The organism is Sorangium sp. So ce1335, assembly GCF_051521615.1.
Lineage (GTDB): Bacteria > Myxococcota_A > Polyangia > Polyangiales > Polyangiaceae > Sorangium.
Genome location: NZ_CP150363.1, coordinates 1,434,304 through 1,454,265 on the forward strand (window position 1 = coordinate 1,434,304; position 19,962 = coordinate 1,454,265).

The window sequence follows — 19,962 nt, forward strand, 5'->3', positions numbered from 1 at the left end:
CGCCGGGCGGGGAGCAAGCTGCTGACGAGGGCGCGCCGGCGGCGAGGGCGCGCCGGCGGCGAGGGCGCGCCGCTGACGAGGGCGCGCGCCGCGGGGCGCGCCGGCGGCGAGGGCGCGCGCCGCGGGGGCGCCGCGCCGGGCCGCGTCAGGGCGCCGCGTTGGCCACGGCCGAGCGCGCCGCCGGGCTCGCCGGCAGCGGCGTGCGCAGGGCCTCGCTCGGCTGCGCGCCGGCGTACAGGAGCTCGTAGACGGCGAGGCTCGTGAGCACGCGCTTCGTGTAGAGCCGGGTCTCCGGGTACGGGATGCGCTCGACCCACAGGTCGAAGCTCTGCGACGGGCGCTCCGCGATCCACCGCTTCGGCGCGCCGCCGCCCGCGTTGTAGGCGGGGATCGCCAGCAGCGGGTTGTCCGAGAACTGGTTGCGCAGCACCGAGAGGTAGCGGCAGCCGAGCGCGATGTTGATCTCGGGGCGCTTCAGCGCCTCGGCGCTCCAGGGCAGCCCGAGCGGCTTGGCCATGCGCTTCGCGGTCGGCACGATGAGCTGCATCAGCCCGTACGCGTCGGCGTGCGAGGCCACCTTCGGGTCGAAGGCCGACTCCTCGCGCATGATCGCGTAGGCGAGGGCCTCGGGGATGCCGCTGCGCTTCGTCTCGGCGGCGACGACGGCGGCGAAGGGGCGCGGGTAGGCGAGCTCCCAGGCGGCGCGCCAGCGCCCGACCGGGTAGTGGTCGACCCACTCGCCATTTCCCGCGAGCTCGGCGTGGCCTTCGGCGGGCGCCGTCATCGCGGTGCGCAGGATGCTGTACGACTGCGGCAGCGCGCCCGCGCGCGCGAGCAGGAACGCCGAGGCCCACATCACCTCGCGCGGCGCGGTGCGGCTCCCGACGCCCAGCAGGTCGAGCTCGCGCCGCGCGAGCCGCGGCTCGCCCTGGCGCGCCAGCTCGACCGCGCGCGCGAACGCGGGGTGCGCGAACGCGGGGCTCCTCAGCTCGGTGTACGGCGCGCTCGCGTCGCGGTCCATGGCCGCGGCGAGGGCGCGCTGGGCGGCCGCGGGATCGATCTCGGCGAGCCTGGCGTGGGCGAGCGCCATGTAGAACGACAGCGGGTAGTCGCGGATCACCTGCTCGAGCAGCGCCTTGCCCTTGTCGGGCGAGCCGGTCTCGATGTGGGCGCGGCCGAGGTAGTACGGGAGCCTGCCGGCGGCGTGGTACGCGCGCTCGTGCGGGAAGCGCGCGAGCGCGCGCTCGAGCGGCCGGACCGCGCCCGCCCAGCTGTCGCGCTCCATCTCGAACAGCGCGAGCTCGAACAGGCCGTCGGCGACCATGTCGCCCGAGGGGAAGTCGTCGGGCATGGCGGTGAGCATCTGGACGAACTGCGCCTGGTCCCCGAGCGCGAGCAGCGCCCGCGCCCCGAGGTAGCGCGCGTCGTCCGCGAGCCGGTGATCCGGGTACTCCTTCTCGAGCAGCGCGAAGCGCGCGGCCGCCTCCGCGTGCCTGTCGACGCGGATCGACGCGCGGCCGGCGTTGTAGAGCGTCTCGGGCCGCCGCGGCGCCGGGGCGCCCGACCCGGCGGCGCCGCCGCTCACCGCGGGCGCGATGGGCGCGACGGTACCGGGCGTCGCGGCCCCGGCCGGCGCGGCTGCCGTTGCGGGTGCGGTCCCTGCCGGCGCGGCTGCCGCCGCGGGCGCAATTCCAGCCGGCGTGGCTGCCGCCGCGGGCGCGATTCCAGCCGGCGCGGCTGCCGCCGCGGGCGCGGCCGGCCCGCAGCGCTCGATCGCGATCCCGTAGACGTCCGCGGCCTCGGCCCTCCGGCGGAGGCGCCCGAGCGCCTCGCCGCGCGCGGCGAACGCGTCGCAGGCGAAGGCCGAGGGCGCCTGCGCCTCGGGAAGGGCGACCAGCGCGTCGACGATGGCGAGCGCTTCCTTGTCTTGCCGCGAGGCGAGCAGGGCGCGCGCGCGGGCGAGCAGGTCGGCGGGGCCGGGGTCGAGGAACGGCTTGCGCCGCGCGAACGGCAGCGTCGACAGCGCCTGATCCTGGATCTCCTTCGCCTCGCCCGCGCCGGCGCCGCCCGGCGCCTGGTCGATGATGCGGCGGGCGATCCGGATCGCCTCCTCGGCGTGGTCCTCGCTGGGGTGGCGGAGCAGCGCGCGGGCGAAGCGGAGCGCCTCGGGCACCCACGTCGACGCCGGCCAGCTCCGGCCGAGGTACGCGTTCCAGTGCGCGGCCGCGCCCTCGATGTCGCCCTTGTCGGCGAGCGCGCCCGCGATGATGCGGTCGATCTCGTCGACGACCGCGACGTCCGACGCGACGGCGCGCGCCCGCTCGAGCGCCGCGTCGGGCTGCCCCGCCCTGGCGAGGAGGTCGGCCGCCGCGAACCGCGCGTGATCCGCGAGCGGCCCCCCTGCGGCCGCTGCCGCGTCGTACTCCCTCGCGGCGCCGATCGGGTCGCCCGCGAGCGCGCGCAGCCGCCCGAGCTGGTAGCGAAACGCCGCCGCGTCCGCGGGCGGGAGGGGCCCGGCGAGCACCTGGGCCAGCGCGGAGGCGGCGCTGGCGTACGCCTCCTGCTCGACGAGCTTGTGCACCTGCGCGAGGCGCGGGTCGTCCAGCACGAGGGTGAGGCGCTCCGGATCGAACACCGGGGCCTCCCCCGCCTCACCGGGCACGACCGGCCCCGCCGACGCTGCCGGCGGCGGCGTCTGCTGCGGGCCGGCCGGGCAGAGCGGAGGGCAGGTCGTCGCGCCGCGTTGCGCCGCGGGGGTGCCGGCGCAGGAGGCGCCGAGCGCGGCGGTCAGCGAGAGCGCGGCGGCCAGCGCGAGCGCCGCGGCCCCGGAGCGGGCATCCAGCCTGGGCATGCCCGCACCATACTCCGGATCGCGCGGCCGCACAGCGATCCGAGGCGATCCGGAGCGCTGCGCGCCGCGGAGCCGGGGCGGTCATGGCGTCGGGAGCGCGCCGGGGAGCCGGGCGGTCATGGCGTGGGGAGCGCGGCGCGCCGGAGAGGTCAGGGCCGGCGGAGACCACCGTGGCGGCGACCGTGGCGAAGCGCGGGAGATCGCCCGAGCAGCCGACGATCACGCGGTGGATCGCCGCGCGCGCCGTGAGCTCCCGGCGCGCCGTCTCGTGAGGGGCGCGCTGGCGCTGGATCAGGTGTGTGGAGGGGAGGGGAGCGCGGTGATGACTACAGCGCTTCGCAGGCGAGGTAGACGCGGATGGCCTCGACGGTCTCGGCGCTTTGCGGATCGGCGGGGGGCATGGTGCCGTCCTTGACCCGGTTGTAAATCTTCACCGCCTCGGCGGTGACGCTGTTCTCGTCGTCGACGTTGACGCTGGTGGGCGCGCCGCCGCGGCTCAAGAGGTCCGTCTTCTCCTTGGTGTGGCAGGTGATGCACTTGTTCTGGAGCGTGTCGAAGCCCAACGTCACCTGGGCATCGGGGCTGGGCGGGCACTCGCCGAGCGGCCCCGCGACGTCGGTGTTCTCGTCCGGCGGATCATCCGAGCCGCCGCAGCCCTGGAGCGCGCCAATGAAGAAGGGAGCAAGGCAGAACAAGAGGATCGTACGAACGTGCATCCAAGCACCTCAATCGCGTGTTTAGGGGAAGCGCGGTGAGCCGGGGTCGAGCCTCCGGCCGTGCAGGCCGGCCTGGCGCCGCGCGTGGATGGTGCCTGGCGCCGCGCACCGGGTCAACAAAGACGGAAGGCCTGGATGCGGGAAAGAGAGGATTCCGGGCGTCGCGCGCCGGTCCCGCGAGGGACCGGCGCGACAGCTCCGGCTCCGGAGCGCGCCGCGGCAGATCGGGGCTCGGCCGCTGCTCCGCCGCCCGGCGCGTCCCATCGAACCTTGCCATCTGGAACATTGCGTTATGCGTCTCACGGGTCCCCCTCCAGGTACATGGCCCTCTGCTTCAGCAGGTTCGCCGCGGTGACGCGGACCGGCCCCGTGGCGCTTTCGTTGCCTTTTCGAGGCTGACGGCGCGCTGGGCTGCATCGGATACCGGTGTCGGCGCCCTTGCGCTGTCCAACGTTGGCTTCTCGGTACCTTGGATGCGGAGTGCTCGACGCAGACCTGGCCAGACCTCGGAGCGGGTGTTCGTTGCGCGGGGTGGGATGGGCCGATGTCCGCGCGTGGCTCGGGTGGGCAACGGTAGGCCCCCGTGGAGGGCGTTCGTCGCGCGGGTCAGGGGTGGGCCTATATCTGAGCCCGACAGCCATCGCTCTCCTCCGACTCCGCCGGACGAGAGATGGCCAGGCGAGTTCGGCGGGGCCCCCACCCCGCGCGACGAACACCCTCCACGGGGGCCGGGCAGCTCGGCACGCCCTCTCCCCGCCGCGCGCTCTCTCCCTGGGCCCCCGCGCCCCCGCGCCCCCTCAGCCGCCCCGCCGCCGCTCCAGGTGGGTCTTCATCGCCTTGAGATCCCCGTGCACGGCCTTCTTGAAGCTGCCGATGAACAGCCGCCCGAGCGTCTCCATGAACCACCCCATGCCCGCGATCTCGCCATCCATCCTGATCAGCGTGCCCGCGCCCTGCGGCTCGAAGACGTAGCGAAACCGGTACTCCCCGCGCCCCGTCGTGCCCTTCTTCCCGTCGACGAACAGGTCAAGGCTCTTGCCAGGCTCCGCCGCCGTGACCTCGAACTGCTCGGTCGATTCCTTGCCGAACATCTTGCGGGTCTCACGCCACATCGCGCCCTTGCCGACGACGTCGCCGGTGAGCTTCTCCGCGCGCACGAAGTTGGGCATCCAGTCGCCGAACGCGTCGATGTCGGTCGCCATCCGGAACACGTCCTCGGGGGACGCATCGAATCGCTCTTCAATGGTGAACCGGAGCGGCATCTCGTTGTTCTCCTGGGTGGGCCCGCGCACACCGGACGGCCATCGTGCCGGAACCGCTCCTTCTGCGTCAACGAGCGCGTCGGCCCCGCGCCGCGGCCCGACGCCGCCGCCACCGTGCGCTCCGCCGGCGCACGGGCGCCCCGGCCGGAAGCCGGGGCTCAGCCCTTCTTGCCCGGCAAGAGCAGCCCCCGCTGGCCCGTCGCGCCCTCCATCGGGCGGTGCAGCACGATCTTCCGCCCCGCCTCGCGCCCGTGCGCGTGCGCCGCCGTCCGCTGGTTGCCCGCGTGCCGCAGGTGCTGCACGCGCGGGTGGCGCGTCCGGTAGTAGCTGTCGAGGTCGGCGTCCCTCACCCAGACGAGCCCCTGCTCCGCGGACGCCTTCCGCTCCGTGTTCAGCTTCTCGAGGAACCCGAGCATCACGCCGGCCAGGTAGGTCCGCCGGTCCTTGTCGCCCTTCACGCTGTGCGCGCGCTTGTGCTCCCGCCAGAGCTGCTCGGCCGTGTGGTGCAGGAACGCGTGCACGTAGGCCGCCATCTCCAGGTTCGCCGGCGTCCCGCAGATCTCGAGGATGCTGCCGCGCTTGCCCTCGAGCGGCACGTAGACAGGCACCCAGATCGCCTCGACGAAGAAGTGCTTGCCGAGGATGCCTCCGACGATCCGCTCGCTCTCGCCCACGCGGCCGCTCGGCGCGCCGAGGTGGCGGAAGCCGTACTGCCGCGCGGCGCGCGCCTTCGCGACGCCGAGGTTGTACTTCAGCATCAGCCGCTGCGCCGCGCTCATCGCCGCCTGCGCCTCGTGGGCGTTCGGGCTGTCGGCGAGCGCGAGGAGCCGCGCGATCCGATCGAGGATCCGCGCGTCCGCCCCCGCGTCGCCGCCCGCCGCCGCGCCCGGATCCGCCGGCGAGGGCGCCGCCGCCGGCATCCCGGACGCCGTCGCGTCGATGCCGAGGCGCGCGCACACCTCGCGGAACGCCGGCCCGTGCGCCGCCTCGTCCGTGACGCCCAGCACCTCGAACACGTACTGGTGCGCCATCTCGTGCTTGAGGACCTCGATCACCACCCCCCACGGCTGCGTCAGCACGAGCGGCCGCGAGATCTCGATCGCGCGCGCCTCCGAGACCCAGCGCCCGAGCCGGCTCGCGGCGTCGGACAGCTCGATGGACGCCGAGCGCAGCTTCCGCCCGAAATGCGTGTAGTTGAGGGTCTGGTAAGCCTCCATGAGCTCGCGCACGAGCGCCGCCTCGAGCTCCGCGCTGAGCCGCGCCGCCGTCTCGCGCGGCGGCTCGGGCGCCGGCGCCTGCGGCACGTGCGGCGTGTGCGGCGCGTGCGGCACGTGCGGCAGGTCAGAGGACGGCCGCGGCTCGGCAGGCGCGGAGGCCGCGGCAGGGGAGGAGGTTTCGGCCGGCGGCGCCGGGGCCCCGGGGGCCTGCTGGGCGCCGCGCATCCCGTTCAGGAAGAGCTGCTCCGCCATGTAGGACGCCTCTCATGGCACGCCCCGGGCGGCTGTCGAAGGGATTTCTCCACCCCGGCGCGCCCCGCAGCCGGCCGGACGCGTCATCGCGCCGCCACCGACCCGCCGCAGAAACGTTCCCGATACGCCATGCCCTCGCTAGAATCGCGCGCCCGCCGTGTCCCGTTCGAACGTGTTGAACGAATCTCAAGCAGCAGAGACGGATGCCTCCAGCCGCTCGTCGCGCGGGCTGGCCCGCGACCTGGGCCCCGAGCGCGCCGCGGCGCGGGCCCGGCTGCGCGTCGTCGCCCGCGCCCGGCGCCGCTACGGGCCGCTGTTCCTCGCGGTTCCCCTGCTGCTCGTCGTGATCGTGGACGTCGCCATCCGCGGCGATCGCCTGCTGGCGCTCAGCGGCAAGCACGTGGCCAGCTACCTCGGCGCGATGCTCGAGAGCGCCGCGCTCTGGGGGCTCCTGCTCTTTTCGGCCTCGGCGCGGCGGGGCGCGTCGCGGTGGATCGCGGCGCTGCTCTTCGTGCTGCTCGCGACGCTATCGCTCGGCGGCCAGCTCTATTTCCACCGCCAGTACGCGACGTACCTCAACCTCGACGCCACGCTCTTCGGGACCTCGCTCTCGGCGAGCCTCTTCGGCCAGCTCCGGGCCGACGGGGAGAACTTCCTCCGCTCGGTCCTACCGCCGCTCCTGCTCGCGATCGCGCTCGTCTGGCTGGGCCGGCGGATCGTGCGGCCCGGCAGCACCGCGCGGGCCCGCGCCGCCCGCCTCGCCGCGCCCGCGGCCGTGGTGGCCGCGTTCATCCTGCCGTGCTCCTACCGCACGGTCCAGGCCTCCACGCCGGACGTCATCTACTTCCACGCGATCGGCGGCCTCATCAAGGAGCTCGTCGGCGTCCAGACCACGGCGCAGGTGCGCCCGGGGCTCCGCACGCCGCCCGCGCTGCCGGAGGTGACCCCGGCGCCCGGCCCGCGCCGCAACGTGCTCTTCATCCTGACCGAGAGCGTGCGCGCCGACGCGACCTGCTCGGCCCGCGCTCTCGCCGAGGACGGCGCCCCCGCCCCGTGCCCGGGCACGCCGCGCATCGACGCGGCGGCGCCCGGCCGGCTGCCGCTCACGCAGATGCGCTCGAACGCCTCGACGACGGCGATCGGCCTCGCGGTGCTCTGGTCGGGCCTCCAGCCGATCGCGACGCGCGAGGAGCTCCACACGGCGCCGCTCGTCTTCGATTACGCGGACGCCGCCGGCTTCGACAGCGCCTACTGGACGAGCCACCACATGATGTTCGCCAACTCGCGCCTTTACGTGCAGGACCTGCCGGTCTCGCACCAGTGCGGCGCGACAGAGCTCGATCCGCTCGCCGACATCGATCTTGGGGCGGACGACCGGCTCCTGTCCGCGCACGTGCGGTCCGAGCTCCTCTCGTTGCGCGAGCCGTTCCTCGCGGTCGCCCACTTCGGCAACACCCACGTCCCGTACCTCGTCGACCCGGAGGACGCGCCGTTCCAGCCCGCGCTCGAGAGCAAGGCGCCCGACGACAACGACGCGTACCACAACTTCTACAGGAACGCGGTGTACCGGCAGGACGCGGCGATCGCGGAGCTCATCCGCTTCGTCCGGAGCTCCCCTGTCGGCGACCGCACGGTGATCGTCTTCACGTCGGACCACGGCGAGGCGTTCCGCGAGCACGGCCAGCTCGGGCACACGGGCTCGATCCTCGACGAGGAGATCCGGGTGCCCGGCTGGGTCGACGCGCCGCCGGGCGCGCTGACGGACGCCGAGGAGGGCGCGCTGCGCGCGGCGCGGGACGAGCTCGTCTTCCACACCGACGTGGCGCCGACGCTGCTCGACCTGATGGGCCTGTGGGACGCGCCGGCGCTCGCGGGGTACCGGGCGGCGATGGTCGGGCGCAGCCTGCTCCGGCCGCTCCCGGCGCCGGCGGCGCTGGCGCTCACGAACTGCACCGGGATCTGGGGCTGCGCGTTCAAGAACTGGGGGATGATGCGCGGCAACATGAAGCTCGAATCGCGCGCCTGGGACACCGCCTGGCACTGCTACGACGTGCTCGCCGACCCCCGCGAGCAGAAGGACCTCGGCCCCGCCGCCTGCGGCGACCTGCCCCGGCTCGCGGACGCGATCTACGGCGGTCCGGCCGGCAGCGTCGATGTCCCGCTCCATCTCCGCGACCTCGCGGCGAGCCCTCGCCGCGACTGACCCGGATGACGCCGGACATCGATCGAGACGGCGACGCGCCCGGCGCGCCGCCCGAGGCCCCCACCGGCGCGCTGGCGGCTGCCACCGGCGCGGCAGCGCCGACCACCGGCGCGCCCGCTGGCCGCGCCGGCGCGCCCGCGCCCGCCGGCCGCGCCGACCGCCCGCGCGCCGCGCGCCGGGCCGCGCGGCGGCGCCGCCGCCTCGCTGGCCTCGCGCTCCTCGCCTCGCCGGCGCTCTGGCTCCTCGTCGCCGACGTGCTGCGGCGGGGCCGCCACATGACGACGTTCGACCGGCTGCACGCGGCCGGATACGCGGCGACCGTCGTCGCGTCGCTGTTGTTCTGGGGCGTCCTGCTCTACGTCGCCTCGGGCCGCCGGGGCGCGATGCGCCGCGTGGCCGGCGGGCTGTTCGCCCTGCTCTTCACGCTCGCGTGCGGCGTCCAGGGGGGCTTTCACGCCCTCTACAACATCTACTGCTCGATCGACTCCCAGATCCACTCCCAGTCCATCCCGTGGTCGATCGTCGGCACGCTGCCGCTCGGCGATCCGCGCGTGATCGCCCATTTCGCCGTCGCGCTGGGGCTCGCCCTCGGGGCGCTCCGGCTGTCCCGCCGCCTCGTGCGCCCGCGGCGGCTCCGGCGGCGCGTCGCCGCGGCGCTCGTGCCCGTGGCGCTCGCCGGCGCGACGATGATCCCGGTGAGCTACCGGGTGATCCAGTCGTCGTCGGCCGACATGATCTATTTCCACGGCGTCACCGCCCTGGTGAAGGAGCACCTCGGCGTCACCGACGACTCGCCGGATCTGCGGGTGCAGCGCCGCGATCCGGAGCGCGTGCCGCCGCTCGAGGCGCGCCCCGCGCGGCCGCGGAACGTGCTGCTCATCCTGCAGGAGAGCCAGCGCGCGGACGTGACGTGCGTCGACTACGACCCGTCCTGCGACCTGGCGACCCCGTTCTCCAACGCCGCCGCGCCCGGCCGCATGCCGCTCCTGCAGATGCGCGCCCACGACTCGACGACGGCCATCTCGATCTCGAACATCTGGTCCGGCGTGTCGCCGACAGAGCGCCGCGAGGTGCTCGGCTCCGCCCCGCTGCTCTGGCACTACGCCAACGCGGCCGGCTGGGACACGGCGTACTGGACGAGCCAGAACCTCATGTTCGGCAATGCCCGGCTCTACGTGCAGGACATCCCGGTCTCGCGCCGGGTCGTCGCGACCCAGCTCGATCCGGGCGCCGACCTCGATTACGGCGCCCTCGATCGGCAGCTCACCGACCATGTGATCGAGGCGTGGGGCGAGCTCGCCGAGCCGTTCTTCGCTGTCGTTCATTACTCGAACGTTCACTACCCGTACGTGAGCGACCCGCAGCACTCGCCGTTCCAGCCCAGCGAGCTGGACAAGTCGCCCGAGAAGAACGAGCACTTCTTCAACTACTACAAGAACGTCGTTTACCTGTCGGACATGGCGGTGGGTCGGCTCATCGAGCACATCCGCGGGACGCCGAGCGGCGAGCGCACGGTCATCGTGTTCACGTCGGATCATGGCGAGTCGTTCCGCGAGCACTGGCAGCTCGGCCACACGAGCTCGCTCTTCGACGAGGAGATCCTCGTCCCGGCGTGGATCGACGCGCCGGAGGGGACGCTCGCCCCGGAGGAGCGGGCGAGCGTCGAGGCCGCGAGGGACGCGTTCGTGTGGCACCTCGACCTGGCGCCGACGTTCCTCGACCTGATGGGGCTCTGGGACGAGCCGCTGCTCGCGCCGTTCCGCGCCCGGATGATGGGGCACCCCCTGACGCGGCCGGAGCGCACGGTGGGCCCGGTGCCGCTGACGAACTGCACCTGGGTCTGGGGGTGCTCGTTCCGCAACTGGGGGATGATGCAGGGCCCGCTCAAGGTCGAGGCGCGCGAGTGGGACGGCGAGTACCACTGCTTCAACGTGCTGGAGGATCCGCTCGAGCTGACGAACCTGGGCGAGCAGGCGTGCGCGCCGCTGCCCGATCTGGCGCGGGCGCTCTTTCACGAGATGCCCAACGTGACGCCGCCCGGGAGGAAGCCGGTCGACTGGGGCGGGTGAGGCCCGCCTCATGGCCCCGCGCTCTCCCCCTCGCCCCGCCGGCGCCCTCATCCCGAGATCGGTGCTGCGGACGAGCCCGCGGCCGCGGGAGATGTCGACCGGCGGTGAGCCCCTGAGCTCACCGCGGAGGTGGCGATCCCCGGAGCGCCTTGCCTGCCGCGACAGCGCTGGATAGCATCTCGGCCACGCTCGGCCTCGGCCGCCATGCGGGGCCGCGAGCGAGGCGCCAGCTCGCCGGGACGCAGCCAGAATGACACCGCGCATCCGTCCTCTGCCGCTCGACAAGATCCACCCGGAGAGCACCGCCCTGCTGGTGATCGACATGGAGCGGGACTTCGTGGACGAAGGCGCTCCGGGCGAGACGCCGGGGGCGCGCGGGCTGGTCCCCGTCATCAACCGGCTCATCGGCTGGGCGAGACGCTGGCAGCTGCCGATCCTCCTCACCCATGAGATGCACAGGCCGGACCGGAGCGACTACGGGATCGAGCTGGAGTTCGACCCCGTGCACTGTCTGGAGGGGACGCGGGGGTGCGAGCTGACGGACGGGCTGTCGGTCGCGCCGGGCGACTACCGGATCGTGGCGAAGCGGCGTTACGACTGCTTCCTCGGCACCGATCTCGACCTCTTGCTCCGGTGCAAGCGGATCGAGAACCTGGTCTGCTGTGGCGTGTCCACCAACGTCTGCGTGATGAGCACCGTCCTCACCGCCAGGAACCTCGACTATCGCGTCCTCTTGCCGGCCGACGCGGTGGCCGGCATCTCTGCCGCACACCACGAGGCGGCGCTCCTCTGCATGAGCGACGTCTTCGCGTACATCACGAGCAGCGCCGAGGTGACGCAGCTCTGGGAACGGCGCTCGCCCGAGGCGCCCGTCAGCCGGCGCGGGCCGCGGGAAGCAGGCGCTTGAGGCGCGCCGTCAGCTCGTAGAACTCCGGCTGCTCGCGGATCCACGGACCGCGCTGCTCGATGGTCACCGTGTCCACCGGTCGCCCGAGGAGCGCGGAGAGCGCGTCCGCCCGCCCGCGATCCCCGGCCGCCGCGCGGTCCAGCGCCTCGCGGGCCATCTTCTGTTCGAGCTCCCGCTCGGTGCGCACCTCGGCGACGACGCCGGTCCCCCGCTCCCCGAAGATCACGACGCGCTCGGCGAGAAAGGCGGCCTCCGCGATGTCGTGTGTGACGAAGAGGATGGTCGGCCTGCGCTCTCGCCAGATGCGCAACAGCTCGGTCTGCTGCGCCTCGCGCGTCTGGGCGTCGAGCGCCGCATAGGGCTCGTCCATGAGCAAGATGCTCGGTTGCGTCGCCAGCGTGCGGGCGATGGCGACCCGCTGCTGCTGCCCGCCGGACAGGTCGCGCGGGTACGACGACGCGAACGCTGTCAGTCCGACGAGCTCCAGGTAGGCCGAGGCCCTGCGCTCGCGCTCGGCCTTGTCGGGCAGACAGAACGTCAGCCCGAACAGGACGTTCTCTTTCACGGTCAGCCAGGGAAAGGACGAGTAAGACTGGAACACGAAGCCTCGGTCGGGGCCGGGGCCGCGGATCGGCTCGCCGCCCAGGAGCAGCTCGGTCCCGGGGCGAGGATCGGGCGTCTCGAGCCCGGCCACGATGCGAAGGCACGTCGTCTTGCCGCAGCCCGAGGGGCCGAGGATCACGACGAGCTCCCCTTCCGCCACGCGGAGATCGAGATCGCGGAGCACCGGGCGCTCGCCCCCGCTGTCCGTGAACGTCTTCGAGAGTCCGCGGAGGACCAGCGATTTCCCGGTCCTCGGCCCGCGCGGTGGGCTGGTCGTCATCGCCACGGGAAGAGCGCCCTCCTCGAGAGCTTGAAGAGCTGGTCGAAGAAGACGCCGACCAGGCCGATGACGACGATCGCGGCCATGACGTTGCCCGTCTGGATGAAGCGCTGCGACTGGATGATCACGTGACCTATCCCGCTCGTCGCGGCGACGAGCTCGGCGACGACGAGGTACGACCAGGCCCACCCCAGCGCGACGCGGAAGTGGTCGTAAAGCGTCGGCATGCACCACGGCAGCACGACGCGCAGGAGCACCTGCCGCGAGCCCGCGCCCATCGTGTACCCGAGCTCGACCAGGTGCTTCGGCACGCGCGCGGCGGTGTCGGCGACGAGGGGGATGAGCTGGAACACGGTGCCGACGAAGATGATGGCGATCTTCTGGGCGTCGCCGATGCCCACCCAGAGGATGCTGAGCGGTATCAGCGACGCGACCGGCAGGTACCTCAAGAAGTCGTTGAACGGCTGAACGAGGGCGTCGATCGGCTTCACCGTCCCTGCGAGGAGCCCGACCGGGAGCGCCACCACGACGGCGACCGCGAACCCGACGGTGACCCGGTAGATGCTCGCGAGCACGTCGGTCGCGAAACCTCGCTCCCGGAACAGCGAGATGCCGGCCGCCACGACGTCGAGCGGCGAGGGGAGGAACACCGCAGCAGACTCCATGCTCCTCGACAGCACGACCCAGGCGGCGAGGAACACCGAGAACGAGAGCGCGGCGAGCCCCGCGTAGGCACGTCGGCTGATCCCACGGTAGAGCTTCATGCGGGCGTGCGGCGGCGGCGCTGGGGTCCGGCCAAGGGCTAGCGCTTCTCCTTCGCGGCCCCGTTCACCGACGCGAAGTCGAGCAAGGCGGCCGGCTCGACAGGCTTCTTCGTGATGCCCGCCTTCAGCCAGACGTCGTTCGCCCTCCGCACGGTGTCGAGCAGCTGCCCTGGCGCGGACTCCGTCCCGAAGAGCTCGGCGTTGCGGGGCAGGGACATGAACTTGATGCCGGCGACGGTCTCCTTCTCCTCGGGGAGAGGCAGCTTCCAGAAACGCGCGATGATCTCGTCCCCCTCCGCCGTATTGCCGGAGTACCAGTCGACCGCGCGGCCCATCGCCAGGACCATCGCCCTGACGTCCTCGGACCGCTTCTGTATCGTGGCGCGGTTCATGTAGAGCACGTCCACGATGAGCCCCGGCCTGTCGGCGCTCGTCACGACGACGTGGGCGTCCTTCATCGTCTTCGTCTTGCCGATCCAGGGCTCCCACGTCACCGCGGCCTCGACCTGTCCCGCCGCGAACGCGCTCCCCGCGCTCCCCGTATCCATGGGGACGATCGTCACGTCGGCCGGGGTGAGCCCGGCCTCGGAGAGCAGCGACAGAAAGAAGAAGTGGCCGGTGAAGCCCGGCTCCAGCGCCACCTTTCGCCCCTTGAAATCGGCGATGCTCTTGATCGAGCGCCTGGCGAGGATCCCGTCGGCCCCGCTCGACAGATCGAAGACGTAGACGATCTGGCCGTCGACGCCCGCGGACGCGCTCGTCACCGCGGAGTCGGCGGTGTGCCCCACGGCGTCGATCGCGCCACGCATGAGCGCCGAGTTCTTCTCGCCGATGCTCTCCAGGATGGAGAACTCGACGTCGAGGCCGGCCTCCTTCAGAAAGCCCTTCTCCCTGGCAATGACGAGGGGCGAGTAGCCGAGCCAGGTGTTGAACGCCACCTTGAACGGCGCCGCCGGAGCCCCGGCGGCCGCCGGCGGCCCAGCGGCCGCCGGCTTCCCCGCGTCCGCCTGATCGCTCCTCGCGCCCGAGGAGCGGCAGCCCGCGAGCGCGCAGCCCATCACAAGAAGCAACGCGCCAGCGGATCTCAGGAGCGGCGCTCTGCGTCCCGCGATCCTGTCCAGCGAAGGCCCGCTGCGCGCATGCCGGGAGGCCTCGCCTGCCGAACGAGGGGTATTCGTCATGGTGTCCACGTGCAAGCGCTCGCCGCCGAGCAGCGTAGTACCGCCAGGGTGTTGGCGGCAAGACATTCCTCGTTCAGTTCCCGTTCGGCTCCCGTGAACCACCTCCCTGGCGAGCAGCGTGCCAGCGCGGCCTGATAACGTGCCTTGTTGGCAATGTTTGGCACATTTGGAATGTGCCATTGTGGGTCACGTGCCGGCGCATCGCCGACGGGACCTTGCAAATCGGGGGAATACGGGTTGGATCGCGGATTGCTTCTTGGCAGGCGGGCGTGCTCGGGGACCGGGTGGCTGGACGTGGCACACGCCGCCGGCGGTCCCGGGCGGTCGCTCAAGAGGAGAATCGAGATGACCAGGATGCTTAAGGGATTCGGGGTGTTCGCGGCGGCAAGCGCGTTGCTCGTGACCGGGATCAGCGGTTGCTACATGCCATCCGGCGAGGATGCAGAGCTCGGCTCGATCGGCTTGCCGCTCGCGGCGAACGCGCCGTCTGGAGCGAGTTACCGGCTTCGCAACGCCACGTTCGAGATCCGGAGCTATGATTACTGGTGGGGCGGGGCGGGTGGAGACGGCACCATGACCAGCGGCGCCGGCGGGTCCTATCCCGGCGGAACTCTGTTGACGATCCATACCGAGGACGAGGATCCGGACGCGAGCTCCATCACCGTCGACCTGGAGAAGGGCGAGTACTATGTCCGGCTGCTCCCGGGCTGGAACTTCGAGAAGGTCGAGGGCGGCACGGCGACGCCGGTGGAGGCCACGCTGCTCTCGTCGGAGTCCTTCTACATCTACGTCTCGCCCCACTCGACGACCTGGGCCCAGTATCAGTTCGGCATCGGCGACAGGGCGCTGTGGCTCAACGGCAAGCTGAACCTCGACATCAACGTCTACGAGGATCCGGAGGAATACTACGACTACGGCTCGGGCGGCGCGGGCGGCGGCGACTGGGGCACGGGCGGGGCCGGCGGCGTGTCGGTATCGGTGACCTCCAGCACTGCCACGGCGGGCGTGGGCGGCGGCGGCGGCTTCTAGCCCGCGTCGCGAACGCCGCGGAAGCAGGCGCGGCGGCCCTGGCAGCGGGTGCCGGGCCGCCTCGCCGGGACCGCCGCGCTCAGAGATCGCGGATCGCGATCGGGCCGATGAAGTCGCTCTTGCCGACGTCGATCCCGTTGTGCCGCAGGATCGAGTACGCCGTCGTGGCGTGGAAGTAGAAGTTGGGCAGCGCGAACTGGAACACGAAGTCCGCGGCCTTCATGCCCTTGCCCGGCAGGAAGAAGAGCGGGATCGTGCGGCCCTCCACGCCGTGGAACTGCTCCGGCTTCAGCGCGTTCACCTGCTCGAGCGTCTCCGCGATCCGCGCGCGCAGGTCGGCGATCGTCTCGTCTCCCGTCTGGGGCGCCGGCGGCTCCGCGCCGACGAGGAGCGCGCTCAGCCGCAGGGGCCACGAGATGACGGTCTGGATCTGGCGCCTGAAGGTCCACTGGTCGGGCGCGAGGCGCGCCGTGAGCAGCAGCTCGGGGTCGTACTTCTTCTGCTCGGCGTGGGCCTGCGCCTTGTCGAACCAGGTCGGCACCTGGCCGAGCATGCGGGCCATCTGGGGGAACGAGCTCTCGTAAAGGCTCATGATCTTCTCCTCTCGTCAGCGGCAACAGCCGGCGCTGCTGGTCGCCCCGCGGCCGCCGCGCGTCAACCCCGCGCGCGGGCACCGCCCGAGCGGGCGCGGCGGCGCGGCGAGGGGCCGGATCGGGTCGTAAGTGTTGGAAAATAATGAACAAACCAAAGGGTAGCGACCCTTTGCGCCGAGGCGCTATGCTCGACGCGTGCCGACCGCTGCGCAGAAGCCGGGCCCAGCCACCGCCGCAGATCTCCTGGTGATCCCCGAGGAGCAGCGCTTTCACGAGATCGTCGACGGCGAGCTCGTGCCGAAGGCCGTGCCCTCGTTCGAGCACGGCGATGCGCAGTCCGCCATCGTCGCGCACGTGAAGATCCCGTTCCAGCGGCGCCCCGGGGGCCGCTGGCCCGGTGGATGGTGGTTCGCCACCGAGGTCGAGGTCGAGCTCTCGCCAGAGCAGGTGTACCGGCCCGACGTCGTCGGCTGGCGCCGCGAGCGCTCGCCGGAGCGCCCCAGCGGGAGCCCTGTCCGGCTCCGGCCCGACTGGGTGTGCGAGGTGCTGTCCCCGGCCAACGCGCGCAACGACACGGTCAGGAAGATGCGCGTCTACCAGCGTTGCCAACTCCCGCACTATTGGATCGTCGATCCAAGGGAGGAGACGCTGACCGTGTACCGGTGGACTCCGGAGGGGTATCTCGTGGCGCTCCGCGCGGAGCGGGGCGAGCGCGTCAGGGCCGAGCCCTTCGACGCCATCGAGCTCCAGGTGGGCGTGCTCTTCGGCGACGAGCGAGAGGACGAGTGACGGAGGGCGACCCGGAGCCCCGGGCGGCGGCGCGCCGGGGCTCCGCAGGTCGCCCGCGAGGGGGTCACTCGATCGCGTGGAACGCGCCCGACGCGTCGAGGGTCCATATCCCCGGCGGGACGCCTTCGATATCGGACGTCCGGACGAAGATGAACCGGATGCCCTTCTCCTCGAGCTCGGCGAGGAGCGCGGGATCGATGCCCTGCTCGAGGCGGGGCTCGAAGACGAAGTCCTCCGAGAAGTTGTGGTGCGCCGGGCGGTAGCTCTGCGCGTGATAGCCCTTGAGCACGATCGGGCTGCTCGTCAGCCCCTCGATGCGCGTCTCCACCCACTTGTGCATGGGCGCCGTGTAACCCGCCGTGGGGCCCGTGGGGTACGGCGGCCAGTAGAACGACGTCCGCACGACGACGCCGCCGGACGCCGGCGAGAGCGTGCGCTCCTGGAGCAGCGCGCCCTCGACGGGGGCGCCGTCCGGCGGGCAGTCGCCGAGCCGCACCGTCTCCGACGACACGGCGAGCGGCGTGCCATCCCAGTCGAGCACCGGCACGGGCGTCGCGTACTCGGCGTTGAGCGACATCTCGAAATCGCGCGGCGCGACGAGCGGGCCGAGCGACGGCGGCAGCAGCTCGGGAACGCCCGACGCGGCGAGCGCGTAGGTGACCGCCGCGGCCCCGTCGCCGCCCACGAACGCGTCCGTGGCCGTCGCCTCGGCGTACGTGTGCGACGCGCCAGGCCACGACGCGGGGCTCCCCGTCAGCGTCGCCACCGCGCTGCCGGAGACGTAGTCGAGGGTCGCGTCCCTGAACAGCGTCCCGCCGAGGACCTCCGGCGCGAGGAACGCGCCCTTCGTCGAGAGGCGCGCGCGCACCTTGAGCCGGTGGTTCGCGAACACGTCGCCGAACTCGCCCTGGAACGTGCAGACCTCCCGCGTGTCGTCGAGCAGGTAGGGCGTGAGGCTCGGCGCCGTGTCGGGGAGCGCGACCTCGCGCACCTGCTTCACGACGAGCTCCCCGGGCTTCATCTTCTTGTACTCGTAATCGAGAAGGAACGACGCCTTGTCCGGGTGGACCTCGGCGAACCGCTGCCGGACACGGCCGAGCAGGTCGGTGAGCGCGCGATAGTCGCTCTCCCACTCCATCACGTGGCCGCCGAGCGGGACGAGCGTCGAGCCGGAGCGGAGGTTGAGGTACGTCTGGCCGTCGAAGCTGCTCACCTCGACGACCTCCGGCAGCGCGCCGCCCTCCGGGTTCGTGACCGAGGTCGCCCCGAGCTGCGTCACGAGCTTGATCGTGTCCGCGGCCGGCTCGCCGGGCGACGGCCCGGCGCCGTGCGAGAGCGTTGCGACGCCGTTCGCCATCTCGTCCTCGTCGGGATACGAGTAGTGGACGAGCACGCCCATCCCGACCTCGTCCTCGTTCACGCCGTAGAGCAGCCGGGCGAGGAAGGCGTTGTCGTTGTAGAAGCTCGCGTACACCTTGCGGATCGCGCGGAACACGCCCCGCTCGTTCTCCTCGCCCGCGTCGCAGAGGCTCGGCCCCGCGTCGTCGGCGTCCTGGTCGTCGCCGAGGCAGCCGCTGTAGCTGTCGTAGAGGCCCGCGCCCGTGAAGACGGCGCTGTCCTCCACGTTCGTCGAGCTCCGGAACCGGATCTTCCTCGTGGGCGAGAAGCCCGCGATCGCCTCCTCGATCGCCTGCCGCTGCCCCGCGGAGAACGCCGTGTCCTTCGTGATCCGGTCCCGGATCGCCGCGAGATCGGCCTTGAGCGCCAGCATGTCCGGCGGGTAGGTGTACCCGCCGAGGCGCTCCGCGATCTCGGCGCGCAGGGTGCTGCCGCCGGGCATCGTCTGGTCGAGGAAGTCGTCCCAGAGATCGAACGACAGCGCGACAGCGGTATCGGAGCTCTCCGGGATCGCGTCCCGCAGCAGGCCATAGTTCGCGGCCTTGCCCCCGAAATGGACGATGTCCGCGGGGCCGAGATCCTCGGTGGATCCGTGGTAGGCGCCGAGCGGCTGCTTGGGCTGGAGCCCGAGATCGGCCGGCTGCTTCAGCGCGAGGAGCTGGTCCCGGTCCGCGGGCGCGATCTTCCCCTGGACGTCGAGGAGCGCGGTGCGGCACACGACGCCCCACTCCAGCGAGGCCCTCAGGGCGACCTCCTTGCCGTCGAGCGCCTTGGCCGCGAGCGCGGCGGCCGGATCGCCGATGTAGACGAACGGGATGCCGAACGACGTCGCCAGGAGGGCGGTGTGCGCGTTCGGGGTCGAGGGCGACAGCGAGACGATGCCCGCCACATAAGGCACCTCCGCAGGGATGGAGTCGGTGAGGAGGATGTCCTCGGCCCGGAGATCGCCGCTCGCGTAGGCGGCGTCGATCATGTCCGGCGGCACGTAGCGGAGCCGGCCCAGGGCCCAGCCGGTCGAGTAGCACTGGTCGCCGTTCAGCCACCTGTCGACCGAGCTCACGGGGAACCCGCTCTGCTCGAAGAACGCGCTGTTCTCCGCGGCCGACGCCGCCTGCTCGTAGGTCGGGAAATAGAAGGCCTTCGTGCCTTCGGGCGCGGCGATGCTGTCCCTCACGAGCTCGAGGACGACGCGCGCCATCTCGGGATCGTAGGCGTCCTGCCGGACGAGCTGGATGCCGTACTCCGGCTCGGTGGTCGCGAACGGGGAGATCAGCACCGCGCCGAGGATGGCTTTCTGCCCCTCCGCGTAAAGCGATACCCGGTCGAACTCGTCCTGCGACAGGCCGAAGAACGGGTCGAGCCGCGCCGTCGCGAACTCGCCGTGGAACGCGAACCTGTTGGTGTCCTGGTAGTAGACCTTGGTGGGGTCGTTCATCAGGACGGTGAACTTCACGAAGCTCGGCCCGTCGTACGTGCCGTAGGCGGCGAACGGGTCGAAGGGGAACTGGAGCTCGTTCTTCCAGTCCTCGGACGGGGTGATGTCGATCGGGTAGGTCTCGACGGGCCATTCGTAGCCGTCGCCTCCTCCCTCGCCGCCGTCGCCCCCACCTTCGCCCCCCGTACCCCCTGCGCCGCCGGTGGCGCCGCCGCCGCCGCCCGCGGCGCCGCTGCCGCCCGAGCCCCCCGATGAGCCGTCGCCGCAGGCGGCGAGATTCCCTGCGCCGAGGAGCGCGAGCGCAAGGCAAGCCAGTCGACCGATCCGTTGAAACCTCATGGGCAACGTCGAGGTACAACTACCGTGCCACGGTCTCTTCAAACGCCCCTGGCGCCCGCGCGCCGCGCGGCGGG

14 protein-coding genes are annotated in these 19,962 nt (G+C 72.3%); 5 read left to right on the forward strand and 9 right to left on the reverse strand.

Translation table 11 applies throughout. The annotated features are described in order from the left end of the window. Positions 1 to 145: 145 nt before the first annotated feature. From WMF24_RS05145 to WMF24_RS05160, 4 genes are all read right to left on the reverse strand, one after another. Positions 146 to 2,851, reverse strand: coding sequence for a transglycosylase SLT domain-containing protein (locus WMF24_RS05145; RefSeq protein ID WP_437735222.1), 2,706 nt, complete (start codon positions 2,849 to 2,851; stop codon positions 146 to 148). Positions 2,852 to 3,177: 326 nt separating this feature from the next. After that, positions 3,178 to 3,567: a hypothetical protein gene (locus WMF24_RS05150; protein ID WP_437735223.1), complete on the reverse strand. Its 390-nt coding sequence runs from the start codon at positions 3,565 to 3,567 to the stop codon at positions 3,178 to 3,180. Between the two features lie 797 nt (positions 3,568 to 4,364). Beyond that, positions 4,365 to 4,859 carry an SRPBCC family protein gene (locus WMF24_RS05155; RefSeq protein WP_437735224.1) on the reverse strand — a complete coding sequence of 165 codons (495 nt, stop codon included), beginning with the start codon at positions 4,857 to 4,859 and terminating at the stop codon, positions 4,365 to 4,367. A gap of 128 nt (positions 4,860 to 4,987) precedes the next feature. Continuing rightward, positions 4,988 to 6,298 carry a SprT-like domain-containing protein gene (locus tag WMF24_RS05160; RefSeq protein WP_437735225.1) on the reverse strand — a complete coding sequence of 437 codons (1,311 nt, stop codon included), beginning with the start codon at positions 6,296 to 6,298 and terminating at the stop codon, positions 4,988 to 4,990. Between the two features lie 157 nt (positions 6,299 to 6,455). Here WMF24_RS05160 and WMF24_RS05165 point away from each other — a divergent pair, with 157 nt between their 5' ends. From WMF24_RS05165 to WMF24_RS05175, 3 genes are all read left to right on the forward strand, one after another. Next, the gene (locus WMF24_RS05165) at positions 6,456 to 8,501 is read left to right on the forward strand and encodes a sulfatase-like hydrolase/transferase (protein ID WP_437735226.1); all 2,046 of its coding nucleotides are present in this window, start codon (positions 6,456 to 6,458) and stop codon (positions 8,499 to 8,501) included. 5 nt (positions 8,502 to 8,506) lie between these two features. Next, entirely contained in the window at positions 8,507 to 10,570 is a 2,064-nt protein-coding gene (locus tag WMF24_RS05170; protein WP_437735227.1) for a sulfatase-like hydrolase/transferase, read from the forward strand. 250 nt (positions 10,571 to 10,820) lie between these two features. Beyond that, positions 10,821 to 11,477 carry a cysteine hydrolase family protein gene (locus WMF24_RS05175; protein ID WP_437735228.1) on the forward strand — a complete coding sequence of 219 codons (657 nt, stop codon included), beginning with the start codon at positions 10,821 to 10,823 and terminating at the stop codon, positions 11,475 to 11,477. On the opposite strand, the gene WMF24_RS05180 is transcribed toward WMF24_RS05175, so the two are convergent. The 3 genes from WMF24_RS05180 to WMF24_RS05190 are packed head-to-tail and all read right to left on the reverse strand — an operon-like array spanning position 11,443 to position 14,182. Beyond that, positions 11,443 to 12,360 carry an ABC transporter ATP-binding protein gene (locus WMF24_RS05180; protein ID WP_437738766.1) on the reverse strand — a complete coding sequence of 306 codons (918 nt, stop codon included), beginning with the start codon at positions 12,358 to 12,360 and terminating at the stop codon, positions 11,443 to 11,445. The genes WMF24_RS05175 and WMF24_RS05180 overlap by 35 nt on opposite strands. Further along, positions 12,357 to 13,124, reverse strand: coding sequence for an ABC transporter permease (locus tag WMF24_RS05185; RefSeq protein WP_437735229.1), 768 nt, complete (start codon positions 13,122 to 13,124; stop codon positions 12,357 to 12,359). The genes WMF24_RS05180 and WMF24_RS05185 overlap by 4 nt, the downstream gene beginning before the upstream one ends. Before the next feature lie 38 nt (positions 13,125 to 13,162). Next, the gene (locus WMF24_RS05190) at positions 13,163 to 14,182 is read right to left on the reverse strand and encodes an ABC transporter substrate-binding protein (protein ID WP_437735230.1); all 1,020 of its coding nucleotides are present in this window, start codon (positions 14,180 to 14,182) and stop codon (positions 13,163 to 13,165) included. 468 nt (positions 14,183 to 14,650) lie between these two features. On the opposite strand from WMF24_RS05190, the gene WMF24_RS05195 reads away from it, so the two are divergent. After that, positions 14,651 to 15,334: a hypothetical protein gene (locus WMF24_RS05195; RefSeq protein ID WP_437735231.1), complete on the forward strand. Its 684-nt coding sequence runs from the start codon at positions 14,651 to 14,653 to the stop codon at positions 15,332 to 15,334. 79 nt (positions 15,335 to 15,413) lie between these two features. Here the strand turns inward: WMF24_RS05195 and WMF24_RS05200 are convergent, their stop codons facing one another. Beyond that, positions 15,414 to 15,926 (reverse strand): DUF1993 domain-containing protein, encoded by a 513-nt coding sequence (locus WMF24_RS05200; protein ID WP_437735232.1) that lies wholly within the window; start codon positions 15,924 to 15,926, stop codon positions 15,414 to 15,416. A 196-nt stretch (positions 15,927 to 16,122) separates the two neighbouring features. Here WMF24_RS05200 and WMF24_RS05205 point away from each other — a divergent pair, with 196 nt between their 5' ends. Then, positions 16,123 to 16,716 (forward strand): Uma2 family endonuclease, encoded by a 594-nt coding sequence (locus WMF24_RS05205; protein ID WP_437735233.1) that lies wholly within the window; start codon positions 16,123 to 16,125, stop codon positions 16,714 to 16,716. A gap of 64 nt (positions 16,717 to 16,780) precedes the next feature. On the opposite strand, the gene WMF24_RS05210 is transcribed toward WMF24_RS05205, so the two are convergent. Then, positions 16,781 to 19,888: a PEP/pyruvate-binding domain-containing protein gene (locus WMF24_RS05210; protein ID WP_437735234.1), complete on the reverse strand. Its 3,108-nt coding sequence runs from the start codon at positions 19,886 to 19,888 to the stop codon at positions 16,781 to 16,783. Between the last annotated feature and the right edge of the window lie 74 nt (positions 19,889 to 19,962).